At 74.7% G+C, this 13,825-nt stretch carries 12 protein-coding genes; 10 read left to right on the forward strand and 2 right to left on the reverse strand.

What is annotated here, in order from left to right; genetic code table 11:
- Position 1: 1 nt before the first annotated feature.
- From ACFYZY_RS12255 to ACFYZY_RS12270, 4 genes are all read left to right on the forward strand, one after another.
- Positions 2–910, forward strand: coding sequence for an alpha/beta fold hydrolase (locus ACFYZY_RS12255; protein ID WP_388692885.1), 909 nt, complete (start codon positions 2–4; stop codon positions 908–910).
- A complete protein-coding gene (locus ACFYZY_RS12260; RefSeq protein ID WP_388692601.1) occupies positions 907–1,788 on the forward strand; it encodes an SDR family oxidoreductase in 882 nt (293 codons plus the stop codon). Before ACFYZY_RS12255 ends, ACFYZY_RS12260 begins: the two co-directional genes overlap by 4 nt.
- A gap of 171 nt (positions 1,789–1,959) precedes the next feature.
- The gene (locus ACFYZY_RS12265) at positions 1,960–2,145 is read left to right on the forward strand and encodes a hypothetical protein (RefSeq protein WP_388692603.1); all 186 of its coding nucleotides are present in this window, start codon (positions 1,960–1,962) and stop codon (positions 2,143–2,145) included.
- A gap of 118 nt (positions 2,146–2,263) precedes the next feature.
- Positions 2,264–2,767 (forward strand): GNAT family N-acetyltransferase, encoded by a 504-nt coding sequence (locus ACFYZY_RS12270; protein ID WP_388692605.1) that lies wholly within the window; start codon positions 2,264–2,266, stop codon positions 2,765–2,767.
- 69 nt (positions 2,768–2,836) lie between these two features.
- Here ACFYZY_RS12270 and ACFYZY_RS12275 read toward each other — a convergent pair whose 3' ends face one another.
- Entirely contained in the window at positions 2,837–6,250 is a 3,414-nt protein-coding gene (locus ACFYZY_RS12275) for a S41 family peptidase (protein WP_388692606.1), read from the reverse strand.
- Between the two features lie 197 nt (positions 6,251–6,447).
- Here ACFYZY_RS12275 and ACFYZY_RS12280 point away from each other — a divergent pair, with 197 nt between their 5' ends.
- Positions 6,448–7,029: a TetR/AcrR family transcriptional regulator gene (locus tag ACFYZY_RS12280; protein WP_388692608.1), complete on the forward strand. Its 582-nt coding sequence runs from the start codon at positions 6,448–6,450 to the stop codon at positions 7,027–7,029.
- A gap of 93 nt (positions 7,030–7,122) precedes the next feature.
- Positions 7,123–9,357 (forward strand): MMPL family transporter, encoded by a 2,235-nt coding sequence (locus ACFYZY_RS12285; RefSeq protein WP_388692610.1) that lies wholly within the window; start codon positions 7,123–7,125, stop codon positions 9,355–9,357.
- A gap of 84 nt (positions 9,358–9,441) precedes the next feature.
- On the opposite strand, the gene ACFYZY_RS12290 is transcribed toward ACFYZY_RS12285, so the two are convergent.
- Complete coding sequence (locus ACFYZY_RS12290; protein WP_388692612.1) at positions 9,442–9,819, reverse strand: SsgA family sporulation/cell division regulator; 378 nt, start codon at positions 9,817–9,819, stop codon at positions 9,442–9,444.
- A 143-nt stretch (positions 9,820–9,962) separates the two neighbouring features.
- Between ACFYZY_RS12290 and ACFYZY_RS12295 the strand changes: the two genes are divergently transcribed.
- The 4 genes from ACFYZY_RS12295 (at position 9,963) to ACFYZY_RS12310 (ending at position 13,800) form a co-directional block, all read left to right on the forward strand.
- Positions 9,963–10,997, forward strand: a complete 1,035-nt coding sequence (locus tag ACFYZY_RS12295) for an energy-coupling factor ABC transporter permease (RefSeq protein WP_388692614.1) — start codon at positions 9,963–9,965, stop codon at positions 10,995–10,997.
- 1 nt (position 10,998) lies between these two features.
- Entirely contained in the window at positions 10,999–11,760 is a 762-nt protein-coding gene (gene cbiQ, locus ACFYZY_RS12300) for a cobalt ECF transporter T component CbiQ (protein ID WP_388692615.1), read from the forward strand.
- Positions 11,694–12,503, forward strand: coding sequence for an energy-coupling factor ABC transporter ATP-binding protein (locus ACFYZY_RS12305; protein ID WP_388692617.1), 810 nt, complete (start codon positions 11,694–11,696; stop codon positions 12,501–12,503). Before cbiQ ends, ACFYZY_RS12305 begins: the two co-directional genes overlap by 67 nt.
- Before the next feature lie 76 nt (positions 12,504–12,579).
- On the forward strand, positions 12,580–13,800 hold the full coding sequence (locus tag ACFYZY_RS12310) for a serine hydrolase domain-containing protein (protein WP_388692619.1): 1,221 nt from the start codon (positions 12,580–12,582) through the stop codon (positions 13,798–13,800).
- Positions 13,801–13,825 lie beyond the last annotated feature (25 nt).

Below are 13,825 nucleotides of genomic sequence, written 5' to 3' on the forward strand. Positions count from 1 at the left end.
CCTGACCCCGCTCCCCGAGGCCCGCGAACTCACCGCGGTCTCCGCCGACGGCTCCCGCGTCCACGTCCGGGTCTACGGCCCCGAGGGCGCCCCCGCCGTCGTCCTGTCCCACGGCTGGACCTGTTCGATCGCCTTCTGGGCCGACCAGATACGGGCGCTCGCCCCCGACCACCGGGTGATCGCCTACGACCAGCGCGGACACGGCCGCTCCCCGGTGCCCGGGTCCGGGGGCTACTCCACGACGGCGCTCGCCGACGACCTGGAGGCGGTGCTCGCCGCCACCCTCCGACCCGGCGAACGGGCCGTCCTGGCCGGCCACTCCATGGGCGGCATGACGATCATGGCCGCCGCCGACCGTCCCGGTCTGCGGGACCACGCCGCCGCCGTCCTGCTCTGCTCCACCGGCCCCTCCCGGCTGACCGCCGGGGCCACCGTCGTACCGCTGCGGCCCGGCCGGCTGCGCACCCGGCTCACCCGGGCCGTCCTCGGTTCGAAGGCGCCGCTCGGTCCGGTCAACGCCCTCTCGAAGAAGATCCTCAAGTACGCGACCATGGGTCCCGGCACGGCGCCGGAGCGGGTCGACGCCTGCGCCCGGATCGTGCACGCCTGCCCGCGCGACGCGCGCTACGGCTGGTCGCAGGTCCTCGCCGGCCTCGACCTCGAACGGGGCCTGCGGTCCCTGCGGTTGCCGGTCGCCGTGCTCGTCGGCACCGCCGACCGGCTCACCCCGGCCGCCCACTCCCACGCCATGGCGGACGCGCTGCCGCACTGCACCGACTTCGTCCGGCTGACCGGCGTGGGCCACATGACGCCGATGGAGGCGCCCGAGGCCGTCACCGCGCAGATCCGCGAACTGACCCTCACGTACCTGGGCGTGAAGGACACCGTGAACGTGAAGGAGGAAGCATGAGCAGGGTGAGTCTCGAAGGACAGGTCGTGGTCGTCACCGGGGGTGCCCGGGGCGTCGGCGAACTCCTCGCCCGCAAGCTCTCCGCGCGCGGTGCGAAGATCGCGCTCGTCGGCCTGGAGCCCGAACTCCTCAAGGAGGTCGCCGGGCGGCTGCACACCGAGGCCGACTGGTGGCACGCCGACGTCACCGACCACGAGGCGATGGCCCGGGTCGCGGCCGAGGTGAAGGAGCGCTTCGGGAAGGTCGACGTCGTCGTCGCCAACGCCGGCGTCGCGACGGGCGGTCCGTTCGCCGACTCCGACCCGGTCGCCTGGCGCCGGGTCATCGAGGTCAACCTGATCGGCGGCGCCGTGACCGGCCGGGCGTTCCTGCCCGTCCTCATGGAGTCCCGCGGGTACTTCCTCCAGATCGCCTCGCTCGCCGCGATCACCCCGGCCCCGATGATGACGGCGTACTGCGCCTCCAAGTCGGGCGTCGAGGCGTTCGCGCACAGCCTGCGGGCCGAGGTCGCGTACAAGGGAGTGAAGGTCGGCGTCGGCTACCTCTCCTGGACCGACACGGACATGGTGCGGGGCGCCGACCAGGACGACGTCATGCGCGAGCTGCGCCAGCGGCTGCCGTGGCCGTCGAACCGCACGTACCCCCTCGGTCCGGCCGTCGACCGGATCGTCGAGGGCATCGAGCGGCGCTCGCCCCACGTCTACGCCCAGTGGTGGCTGCGCGGGATGCAGTCGATCCGCGGCTACCTGCCCTCCCTGATCGGGGTGGTGGGCCAGCGCGAGGTGAAGCGCTTCGAGCCGCGTCTCGGCTCGATTCCCAAGGGGCTCGTGGGCGCGGGGGGCGCGGCCGACGAGCACGCGCGGGCCGGAAAGGTCTGACGGGACGGCCCGGGAGGGCCGGGCGGTGGCCCGGGGGGAGGGCTTCGGAGAAGGGCCCTCCCCCCGGGCTTCACTGTCCGTAATTGATCGACATGCGTGGAATGTCCGCCCGTGTGAGGCTGGTCGAGGCCGGGGACAGGCCGTCCCCCACCTCGCTAGGAGTGAACTTCCATGGGTATGCAGGACCAGTTCAAGGACAAGGCGGAGCAGCTCAGGAACCAGGCCAAGGAGGCCATGGGCAAGGCCAAGGACGAGGCGTCCGAGCGCGCCTCCCAGGGCCGCGAGCGCTCCGGGAACGAGGCGCGCGACGCCCGCCAGCAGGTCCAGGACCGCGCCGACCGGGCCCGCAACGCCTGACCACGGCTGTTCCACGCGGAGGGCGCACCCGGGACGCCGGGTGCGCCCTCCGGCGTGCGCGCGGAACCTTTCCGCAACTCCCGTGCGCTCCGCGCCGGATCTCCGTACGGTGGCGCCCATGGCCGTACTCGAACGTCTGCGCCCCGACCACGCCCCCGCCCTGCTCGTGTTCGAGCGGGAGAACCGGGACTACTTCGCCGCGTCCGTGCCCGACCGGGGCGACGCGTACTTCGCCGGCTTCGCGGAGCACCACCGGGCCCTGCTCGCCGAGCAGGAGACCGGGACGGTCCGGTTCCACGTGCTGGTGGGGGAGGGCGGCGAGATCCTGGGCCGGTTCAACCTCGTCGACGTGGCCGACGGGAGCGCCGAACTCGGCTACCGGGTCGCCGAACGGGCGACCGGGCGCGGGGTGGCCACGGCCGGGGTGCGGGAGGTGTGCCGGCTGGCCCGCGAGGAGTACGGGCTGAGCCGGCTGACCGCCGTCACGACCCTCGACAACGCGGGGTCGAGGGCCGTGCTCGGGCGGATCGGGTTCGGCGCGGTCGGCAGCGTGACGCTCGGCGGCCGCGCGGGGACCGCGTACGAACTGGACCTGGTGTACGGGGTGGTGGAGGCGGCCTGAGCCGCTTTCCCGGGCCGGCCCGGGCCCCGGGGGGCGGGGCCCCGCGCGCCCCGCCCCCCGGGTTCCGCGTCAGCCGCCCTCCCCCTCCCGCCTCGGCGGCAGCTTCGGCCGGGAGCGGTCCGGCAGGTCCACGTACTCCGGGGGGCTCGCCGCCGGGTTCTTCTCCAGGAGGGCCAGGGCGACGTGGACGGCGTCGTCCAGTTGCGCGTAGCGGCCCTCCGCCCAGTCCAGGGGGGTGCGCAGGACCGCGAGGTCGGGTTCCACGCCCTGGTTCTCCAGGGACCAGCCGTACTCGGGGAACCAGGCCGCGTTCATCGGCACGGTGATGTGGGTGCCGTCCCCCAGGCGCTGGCGGCCGGTCATGCCGACGACCCCGCCCCAGGTGCGCTGGCCGACGACGGGGCCGAGGCCGAGGATCTTGAACGCGGCGGTGATCATGTCGCCGTCGGAGGAGGTCGCCTCGTCCGCGAGGGCGACGACCGGGCCGCGCGGGGAGTTGGAGGGGTAGCCGACGGGCTGGGCGTCGCGCGTGAGGTCCCAGCCGACGATCCTGCGGGTCAGCTTCTCGATGACGAGTTCGCTGATGTTGCCGCCGGCGTTGCCCCGCACGTCCACGATGAGGGCCGGCCGGGAGACCTCCATGCGCAGGTCCCGGTTGAACTGCGCCCAGCCGGAGCCGCCCATGTCGGGGATGTGGAGGTATCCGCAGCGTCCGCCGCTCAGTTCGCGCACCACGGCCCGGCGCTTGGCCACCCAGTCCTGGTAGCGCAGCGGGCGTTCGTCCACGAGCGGGACGACGGCGACGCGACGGGCGGGGCCCTCGCCCCCGGCGGGGCCCTCGCCCCCGGCGGGGCCCTCGCCCCCGGCGGGGCCCTCGCCCCCGGCGGGGCCCTCGCCCCCGGCGGGACGGAAGGTCAGCTCGACGGTGGTGCCGCCGGTCCCGGAGAGCAGCGGGTACGGCCCGGTGACCGGGTCCACCGGGCGGCCGTCGACGTGGGTGAGGACGGCGCCCGCGCGGATGCCGGTACCGGCCAGCGGGGAGCGGGCCTTGGAGTCGGAGGACTCGCCGGGCAGGATGCGCCGGACCGTCCACCCCGCCTCCCGGGGCACGAGATCGGCGCCGAGCAGGCCCATGGGCCGCTGGTAGTGCGGCGGGCCCTCGTTGCGGCGGGCGGGGGTGACGTACGCGTGCGAGGTGCCCAGTTCGCCCAGGACCTCGCGGAGCAGGTCGGCGAACTCGTCGGGCGACGAGACCCGTTCGACCAGCGGCCGGTACTGGTCGAGGACCGCCGTCCAGTCCACGCCGCCCATGCCGGGCTCCCAGAAGTAGGCGCGGACGATCCGCCCGGCCTCGTCGAACGCCTGGCGCCACTCGGCGCCCGGGTCCACCTCGTGCAGGATGCGCCGCAGGTCCAGGTAGACGGTGGAGTCGTCGTCCGCCGCCTCGGTCGCGGGCACCGCCCGCAGCTCGTTCTCGTCCGCGACGACGAGCCGCGTCCCGTCGCCGCTGACCGCGAACCAGTCGAGGTCGGAGGCGAGTTCGCTCTTGCGGGCCCTGGTGATGGAGAAGTGTTCCAGGGTGGGGCGGCCCGAGGTGTCGGCCGGGTTGGCGAAGGTCTCGCCCAGCGCGCCGGAGATGGGCCAGCGCAGCCAGACCAGGCCGCCGCCGCTGACCGGGTGCAGGGCGGAGTACTTGGAGGCGGTGACCGGGAAGGGCGTGACCCGGTCGGCGAGGCCCTCGGTCTCCACGGTGACCGTGCCGTCCGCCGCCGCCTCCGCGTCGTCGTCGGCCGGGTCGAGGCCGCCGGCCGCCGGCCGCCCGTCCGGGAGCAGCGCGAAGGGGGACGGGGTCGCGGAGGAGAGCGGGACGAGGTAGGGGCGGCAGCCCAGCGGGAAGGACAGGTCGCCGGTGTGCACGTCGTACACCGGGTCGAAGCCGCGCCAGGAGAGGAAGGCGAGGTAGCGGCCGTCGCGGGTGAAGACGGGGTTCTCGTCCTCGAAGCGCCCGTTGGTGACGTCCACGACGGTGCGGGCGCCGGGGCCCGCGACGCGGGCCAGCTTGATGGAGCGCAGGGAGCGGCCGATGCCGGGGTGGGACCAGGTCAGCCAGTCGCCGTCGGGGGAGAAGGCGAGGTCGCGGACGGGCCCGTTGACGGACCTGATCAGCTCGGTGACCTCGGCGCCGGGCTCCTCGGCGCCCGTGGCGTCGTCCGTCTCCTCGGGCACGGTCAGGAGGAGGAGCCGGCCGTCGTGGGAGGCGAGCGCGATCCGTTCGCCGTCCGGGTCGGCGACCAGCTCCTCGACCCGGCCGAGGCCGCCGGTGACGAGCCGGCGCGGCGGCCGGTCGCCGCTGACGCGCGGCAGGCGGGCCACCTCGACGGCGTCCTCGCCGTCGGCGTCGGTGACGTACGCGACCTGGCCGCCGCTGCCCAGCATCTCGGGCAGCCGGACCCGGACGCCCGGGGTGTCGGCGATCGTGCGGGCCGGGCCGTCGCGGTGCGTCAGCCAGTACAGGCTGCCCCGGACGGAGACGGCGCTGGCCCGGCCGGTCTCGTCCACGGAGAGCGCGTCCACGTGGTGGGCGGCGGGCACCTGGTAGCGGCGGCGGCCGACGCGCTGGCCGCCGAGCCGCACCTCCAGCCTGCGGGGGCGGGAGTCGGGGGTGAGGACGTCCACGATCCACAGCTCGCCCGCGCACTGGTAGACGACCCGGCGGCCGTCGGTGGAGGCGTGCCGGGCGTAGAAGTCGGCGTGGTCGGTGTGGCGGCGCAGGTCCGTGCCGTCGGGCCGGCAGGAGTACAGGTTGCCGATGCCCTCGTGGTCGGAGAGGAACGCGACCCGGCCGTCCACGGCCATGGGGCAGTCGAGGTGCCCGCCGATGTCGGGCAGCAGCCGTTTCCCGTGCAGCCAGAGGCGGCCGGTGGCGCCGCCCCGGTACCGCTTCCACGCGGCCGGCTCGTGCGGCGGCGTTCCGGTCAGGAGCAGGGTGCACCGCTCGCCGTCGTGGCCGGGGGCGGGGGTGTGGTCGGTGACGGCGATGTCGGAGACGGGGCCCCAGGGCAGCCGGCGGCCGGGCGAGCCGTCGGTGGGGACGGTGTAGGCCCAGGAGAAGTACGAGAAGGGCTGTCCGTGCGAGGAGACGGCGAGGATCCCGGAGCGGCCGTCCCGGTCGGGGGGCGTCCAGCCGCAGACCCGGGTGTCGGTGGAGCCCCAGTGGGTGAGCTGCCGGGCGGGCCCGCCGTCGACGGGGACGAGGTGGATCTCGGGGTCCAGGCTGCGCCAGTTCGTGTACGCGAGGTGGCGCCCGTCCGGCGAGAAGCGCGGGTGCCCGACTCTGGTCCGGTCGACGGTGAGCCGCCAGGCCCGGCCGGGGGGCTGCCCCTCGGCCGCGAGCGGGGCGATCCAGAGGTCGTCCTCGGCGACGAAGCACAGCAGGTCGTCGTGGAGGTGCGGAAAACGGAGATACGCGACGTCGTCACTCACCACACCATGCTTCCCGGGCCGGGGGGCCGGGGCAACTCGTACGGGCCCGTGGACGGGGGCGCGGTGCGGGGGGAGGTGTGGCCCAGAACACGTACGAAACGGTTTCGTTTCGCTGGGCACGGGGATATCTTCGTACGGTACGAAACCGTTTCGTTCGCACTCGTCGGGGTGGCGGACCACCGGAGGGGGCCATCGCCATGGCACGCAGCAGACTCACTCCCGAGCGGGAGACCGAGCTGTACACGGCCGTGCTCGACCTCCTCCGTGAGGTCGGCTACGACGCCCTCACCATGGACGCCGTCGCCGCCCGCACCCGCTCCAGCAAGGCCACCCTCTACCGCCAGTGGGGGAGCAAGCCCGAGCTGGTCGCCCGGGCGCTGCGCCACAACAAGCCGGCCGACCTCTCCGAGATCGACACCGGCTCGCTGCGCGGCGACTTCCGGGCCATGCTCGAACGGACCGACGACTGCCAGATGGAGAAGGACTCCGCGCTGATGCGGGGCCTGGCCCACGCCGTCCACGACAACCCCGACCTGCACCGGGCGCTGCGCGAACTCCTCATCGAACCCGAGATGACGGCCTTCCGCGAAGTGCTGCGCCGGGCGGTCCGCAGGGGCGAGGTCGACGCCGGCAACCCGGCGCTGGACCTCGTCCCGCACATGCTGGTCGGAGCGCTCGTCGCCCGCCCGCTGATCGACGACCGGCCGGTGGACCACGCGTTCCTCAGCGCCTACGTCGACGCCGTCGTGCTCCCCTCACTCGGCGTCCGGCACCCCTGACCCCACCGCACCCCACCCCCTGACCGCGTACCGCTCACGCCGTCGGGGCGGCTCCCCCCGTCCTGTCCCGCCCCACACCGGGAGTACGCACCCGTGGCCACCTTCCTCCACAAGCTGGGCCGCTCCGCCTTCCGGCGCCGCCGGCTCGTCGCCCTCCTCTGGGTGGCGCTGCTCGCGGTCGCCGGCGTCGGCGCCGCGACCGCGCCCGCCGCCACCTCCGGCTCCTTCTCGATACCCGGCACCGAGGCCCAGCGCGCCTTCGACCTCCTCCAGGAGCGCTTCCCGGACGCCGGGGCCGACGGAGCCACCGCCCGCGTCGTCTTCAAGGCCCCCGAGGGCCGGAAGGTGACCGATCCGGCGCACAAGGCCGTCGTCGAGCGGACCGTCGCCGCGCTCAGGTCCGGCTCGGACCAGATCGTCTCGGTCGCCGACCCGTACACCGCGCACGCCGTCTCCCGGGACGGCTCCACCGCCTACGTCTCGGTCGCGTACGAGGTCAACGCCATGGAGCTGACCGACGCGACGCGCGAGGCGCTCCAGGAGGCCGGGCACGACGCGCAGGGCAAGGGCCTGACCGTCGAGATCGGCGGCGACGCCCTCCAGACCATGCCCGAGACCGGGGCGGGCGAGGTCGTCGGCGTGGTCATCGCCGGCGTCGTCCTCGTCGTCACCTTCGGCTCGCTCGTCGCCGCCGGACTCCCGCTGCTCACCGCGCTCGTCGGCGTCGGCATCGGCGTCTCCACGATCACGGCGCTCGCGAACGTCCTCGACCTGGGCTCCACCACCTCCACCCTCGCGATGATGATCGGTCTCGCGGTCGGCATCGACTACGCCCTCTTCATCGTCTCCCGCTACCGCGCGGAGCTGGCCGAGGGCCGGGAGAAGGAGGAGGCCGCGGGCCGCGCGACCGGCACGGCGGGTTCCGCCGTCGTCTTCGCCGGACTCACCGTCGTCATCGCCCTCGTCGGCCTGGCCGTCGTCAACATCCCGATGCTGACGAAGATGGGCTTCGCCGCCGCCGGCACGGTCGTCGTCGCCGTCCTCGTCGCGCTCACCCTGATACCGGCCCTGCTCGGCTTCGCCGGGGACAGGGTCGTGGGCCGCAAGCGGCGCGAGGGCGCGGGCGCCAAGGACGGCAAGAACGGCAAGGACGGCAAGAACGCCAAGGTCGGCGGGGACGCCCGGCAGGAGAAGCCGAACGGCGGCACCCGCTGGGCCCGGTTCGTCCTCCGCCGTCCCGTCCTCGTGCTCCTCGTCGGCGTCCTCGGCCTCGGCGCGATCGCGGTCCCCGCCGCCTCCCTGGAGATGGGCCTCCCGGACGACGGCGTGAAGCCGGTCTCCGCCACCGAGCGCCGGGCGTACGACCTGCTGTCCGACGGCTTCGGCCCCGGCTTCAACGGCCCGCTGCTCGTCGTCGTGGACGGCGACCGGGCCACCGCCGACAAGACGGTCTCGGCGATCAAGGGCCTCGAAGGCTGGGCCGCCGTCACCCCGGCGACCCCGAACAAGGCCGGCGACGCCGCGATGATCACGGTGGTCCCGAAGGACCGCCCGTCCTCGGTCGCCACCGAGAACCTGGTGCACGACATCCGGGAGGCCACCGGCGACGAGGTCCTCGTCACCGGCGCCACCGCGATGAACATCGACTTCTCGCAGAAGATGAACGACGCCCTGGTGCCCTACCTGGCCCTCGTCGTCGGCCTCGCCTTCCTGCTCCTGACCCTGGTCTTCCGTTCGGTGCTCGTCCCGCTGAAGGCGGCCCTCGGCTTCCTGCTCTCGGTGGTCGCGGCCCTCGGCGCGGTCGTCGCGGTCTTCCAGTGGGGCTGGCTCGGAAGCCTCTTCGGGGTCGAGCAGACCGGCCCGGTCATGTCGATGATGCCGATCTTCATGGTGGGCGTCGTCTTCGGCCTCGCGATGGACTACGAGGTCTTCCTCGTCACCCGGATGCGCGAGGCGTACGTGCACGGCGAGCGGCCCGGCGAGGCGATCGTGACCGGCTTCCGGCACAGCGCCCGGGTGGTCACCGCCGCCGCAGTGATCATGATCGCGGTCTTCTCCGGCTTCATCGGGATGACCGAGCAGATGATCAAGATGATCGGCTTCGGCCTGGCCGTCGCGGTCCTCTTCGACGCCTTCGTGGTCCGCATGGCGATCGTCCCGGCCGTCCTCGCGCTGCTCGGCCACCGGGCGTGGTGGCTGCCGAAGTGGCTGGACCGCGTCCTGCCGAACGTGGACGTGGAGGGCGAGGGGCTCGCCGCGCACACCGACGGAACCGACGGAACCGGCGGGTCCGGTACGGACTCGAAGCCGGACCTCGTGAAGGTCTGACGGACCGGTCCGCCCGGCTCCCGGAGAAGCGCGTCGGGAGCCGGACGGACCGCGCTTCCCGCCCGCACGCCGTCCGCGCGTCCTTCAGGGACGCGCGGACGGCGCGCGCGTACCGGCGGCGGAGGGGGAGGAGTACGTGTGCCGCAGGAAGCGGACCAGGGCGGCGGTGTCGAACTGGACCACCTCCACCCCGTCCTCCGTGTGGAACTCGACGATCGTCTGCACCCGGCCGCAGGGCCACACCCCGATGTCGCCGCGCCGCACCGGGGTGCGCAGGCCCTTCTCCAGGAGGGCGCGCGGGAAGGACCACTCGACGGCACCCGGGAAGACGAACCGGACGGTCGCCGGGGAGAAGTCCGGGTCGTACCGGAGGGCGACGGGGACGGGCCGGGAGAGCGGCGCGTCGCCGATGATCCGGCCCTTGGCGCGATCGTCGACTGCGGGGGCGGGTGCGGCGGCCATCGGGAACTCCTGAAAGTTTGTCCTTTTATCGACCGATAGTCCGCTTCTGCCCACCGTTCCGCACGTCATGCGCGGACGGGCGCGGGCGTGATGTGACCCATGCGCTCTTGCGACCTCTTCGCAGGAACCCCCATCATTCCGACGTGCACGTACCCGACGGATTCATCAACGCCCCCGTATCGGCCGCCGCCGGTGTCGCCGCCGCCGGCGCCGTCGCCGCCGCCCTGCGCGGGGCCCGCCGCGAACTGGACGAACGGACGGCGCCGCTCGCCGGCCTCGTCGCCGCCTTCGTCTTCGCCGTCCAGATGCTGAACTTCCCGGTCGCCGCAGGGACCAGCGGGCACCTCCTCGGCGGCGCGCTCGCCGCGATCCTCGTCGGTCCCTGGACCGGCGTGCTCTGCATCGCCGTCGTCCTGCTCATGCAGGGCGTCCTCTTCGCGGACGGCGGTCTCACCGCCCTCGGCGTGAACATCACCGTCATGGGCGTCGTCACCGTCGTCACGGCCTACGCGCTGTTCCGGGGCCTCGTCCTGGTCCTCCCGCGCACCCGCCGCTCGGTCACCGTCGCCTCCTTCGCCGCCGCGCTCGTCTCCGTACCGGCGGCCGCCGTCGCCTTCACCCTCCTCTACGCGATCGGCGGCACCACCGACGTCCCCGTCGGCAGGGTCCTCACGGCCATGGTGGGCGTGCACGTCCTCATCGGGATCGGCGAGGCCGTCATCACCACGCTGACCGTCGGCGCCGTCATCGCCGTCCGCCCCGACCTGGTGTACGGCGCGCGCGGCCTGACCGCCCCGCTCAGGCTCCGGGTGGACGGCGCCCTGGTCGACGCCGCACCCGCCGCCCCGGCCGCACCCGCCCAGGGCTCCCCCCGGAAGCTGTGGATCGGCGGCGTCGTCACCGCCCTCGTCCTCGCCGGCTTCGTCTCCTTCTACGCCTCCGCCAGCCCCGACGGCCTGGAGAAGGTCGCCGCCGACCAGGGCATCGACGCCAGGACCGAGGAGCACGCCGCGGCGGGCTCGCCGCTCGCCGACTACGGCGTCAGGGACGTCGCCGACGCCCGCCTCTCCGGCGGTCTGGCCGGCGTCGTCGGCGTGGGCGCGACCCTGGCCGTGGGCACCGCCGCCTTCCGGGTCGTGCGCCGCCGCCGGGCGCGCGCCGAAGCCGAAGCGGCCTGACGTGGGAGCGGGCCACGTCCACCGGCTCTACCGGCACGGGGACTCACCGGTCCACGCCCTGCCCCCGCACACCAAGCTCGTCGCCGCCCTCGGCTTCGTCGTGGCCGTCGTCTCCACGCCCCGCGAGGCCGTCTGGGCCTTCGCCCTCCACGCCGCGCTCCTCGCGGCCGTGGCGGCGACGGCCCGCGTCCCGGCCGGACTCCTGCTCCGGCGGCTCCTCGTCGAGGTGCCGTTCGTCGCCTTCGCGCTGCTCATGCCCTTCGTCGTGCCCGGCGAACGGACCGAGGTCCTCGGGATCTCCGTGAGCGTCCCCGGCCTGTGGGGCGCCTGGAACGTCCTCGCCAAGGGCACCCTCGGCGTCGCCGCCTCCGTGCTCCTCGCCGCCACGACCGAGCTGCGCGCCCTGCTCCTCGGCCTCCAGCGGCTGCGGCTGCCGCCGCTGCTCGTCCAGATCGCCTCCTTCATGATCCGCTACGGCGACGTCGTCACCGACGAGATGCGCCGCATGTCCGTGGCCCGCCGCTCGCGCGGCTTCGAGGCGAGGGGCGTGCGCCACTGGGGCGTCCTCGCCAAGTCCGCCGGGGCGCTCTTCATCCGCTCGTACGAGCGCGGGGAACGGGTCCACCTGGCCATGGTCAGCCGCGGCTACACCGGTACCGTGCCCGTGCTCGACGAGACGGCCGCCACCCGCGCCCAATGGGCGCGCGCCGCCGTGCTGCCCCTCACCGCCCTCCTGATCTGCCTCCTGGGACGGACCCTGTGACCACGCCCCCCTCCCTCGACGTGCGCGGCCTCGCGTACGCCTACCCCGACGGCCACCAGGCCCTCTTCGGGGTGAACCTGACCGTCGGCCGCGGCGAGCGGGTCGCCCTCCTCGGCCCCAACGGCGCCGGGAAGACCACCCTCGTCCTGCACCTCAACGGCATCCTCACCGGCGGCGCGGGCACCGTCACCGTCGCCGGGCTCCCGGTCGGCGCGACGCACATGGCCGAGATCCGGCGGAAGGTCGGCATCGTCTTCCAGGACCCCGACGACCAGCTGTTCATGCCGACCGCCCGCGAGGACGTGGCCTTCGGCCCGGCCGCCGCCGGACTGCGCGGCGCCGCGCTCGACGCCGCGGTGCGGCGCGCCCTGGAGCGGGTCGGGATGGCGGAGTACGCCGACCGGCCGCCGCACCACCTCTCCTTCGGGCAGCGCCGCCGGGTCGCGGTGGCGACCGTGCTCGTCATGGAGCCGGAGATCCTCGTCCTCGACGAGCCGTCCTCCAACCTGGACCCGGCCTCGCGCCGCGAGCTGGCCGACGTCCTGCGCTCCCTGGACGTCACCGTCCTGATGGTCACCCACGACCTGCCGTACGCCCTGGAGCTGTGCCCCCGCGCGGTGGTCCTCAGCGAGGGCGTCATCGCCGCCGACGGGCCGACCGGCGAACTCCTCGCGGACGAGGGGCTGATGGCCCGGCACCGCCTGGAGCTGCCGTTCGGCTTCGTGCCCCGGCCGGTGGCCTGAGGGCCCCGGGCCCGTTCCCCCGCGCGCCGCGTTGCACCATGGAGGGTCGGAACACGGCGAGACGAGGAGCGGGAACGTGGACGTCCGGGGCACGGTGGCGGCGGGCTGGGAGCCCGTCCGGGACGCCTTCCTGCGCAACTTCGAGCAGCGCGGCGAGCGCGGGGCGGCCGTCGCCGTCCACCGGGACGGCGTGAAGGTCGTCGACCTCTGGGCGGGCAGCCGGGACGTCGATGGCGGGGCCGGTGGGGCCGGCGAGGCCGGCGAGACCGGCGGGGCCGGTGGGGCCGGTGGGGCCCCCTGGACCGAGGACACCGCCCAGGTCGTCCGCTCGGCCACCAAGGGCGTCGCCGCCGCCGTCCCCCTCCTGCTGCACCAGCGCGGCCTGCTCGACCTGGACGCCCCCGTGGGCACGTACTGGCCCGAGTTCAAGGCGGCGGGCAAGGACCGCGTGACCGTGCGGGACCTCCTCGCGCACCGGGCCGGCGTGCCCGTCCTCGACCGGCCCCTCACCCTCGCCGAGGCCGCCGACCTGCCGACGGCGACGGCCGCGATCGCCGCCCAGGCCCCCGTCTGGGAGCCCGGCACCGCCCACGGCTACCACGCCCACACCTTCAGCTGGCTCCTCTCCGGCCTGGTCCACCGGGTCACCGGCCGCACCGTCGGCCGCTGGGTGGCCGAGGAGATCGCCGCGCCCCTCGGCCTGGACCTGTGGATCGGCCTGCCGGACGCGGAGGCCCACCGGGCCGGCCGCATCGGTCCCGTCGAGGAGACCGAACCGGCCGGGAGCGGCGCGCTCCGGCTGCGCCCCAAGCGCGCGGTCACCGAGGCGTACCGGGACCCGGGCTCCCTCACCCGGCGCGCCTTCGGCGTCATCGACCCGGCGCCCGACGAGAACGACCCCGTCTACCGGGCCGCCGAACTGCCCGGCTCGGCCGGCGTCGCCACCGCCCGCGCCCTCTCCCGCTTCTACGCCGCCACCCTGGGCCCGGTGGAGGGCGCCGGGCGCCTCTTCGCCCCGGCGACGGTCACCCTCGCCCGCACCGAGGAGTCCGCCGGGCAGGACCGGGTGCTGCTCGTCGGCACGCGCTTCGGCCTCGGCCACATGCTGCACGGCCCGGCCTCCCCGCTCCTCGGCCCGACGTCCTTCGGCCACCCCGGCCGGGGCGGCTCCCTCGGCTTCGCGGACCCCGAGTCCGGGACGGCCTTCGCGTACGTCACCAACGGCATGCGGAAGACGGTCACGGCGGACCCGCGCGCCCAGGCGCTGGTACGGGCGGTGCGCTCGGTGACGCCGTGACGGGCGGTGCGGCCGCCGCCCCGTG

The organism is Streptomyces sp. NPDC001744 (genome assembly GCF_042892575.1).
Taxonomy (GTDB): domain Bacteria; phylum Actinomycetota; class Actinomycetes; order Streptomycetales; family Streptomycetaceae; genus Streptomyces.

Coding starts and splice junctions, on each gene's coding strand:
- ACFYZY_RS12260 (WP_388692601.1), top strand. CDS start 907: ATGAGCAGGGTGAGTCTCGAAGGACAGGTCGTGGTCGTCACCGGGGGT.
- ACFYZY_RS12265 (WP_388692603.1), top strand. CDS start 1,960: ATGGGTATGCAGGACCAGTTCAAGGACAAGGCGGAGCAGCTCAGGAAC.
- ACFYZY_RS12270 (WP_388692605.1), top strand. CDS start 2,264: ATGGCCGTACTCGAACGTCTGCGCCCCGACCACGCCCCCGCCCTGCTC.
- ACFYZY_RS12280 (WP_388692608.1), top strand. CDS start 6,448: ATGGCACGCAGCAGACTCACTCCCGAGCGGGAGACCGAGCTGTACACG.
- ACFYZY_RS12290 (WP_388692612.1), bottom strand. CDS start 9,819: ATGGCCGCCGCACCCGCCCCCGCAGTCGACGATCGCGCCAAGGGCCGG.
- ACFYZY_RS12305 (WP_388692617.1), top strand. CDS start 11,694: ATGGGCGCGCGCCGCCGTGCTGCCCCTCACCGCCCTCCTGATCTGCCT.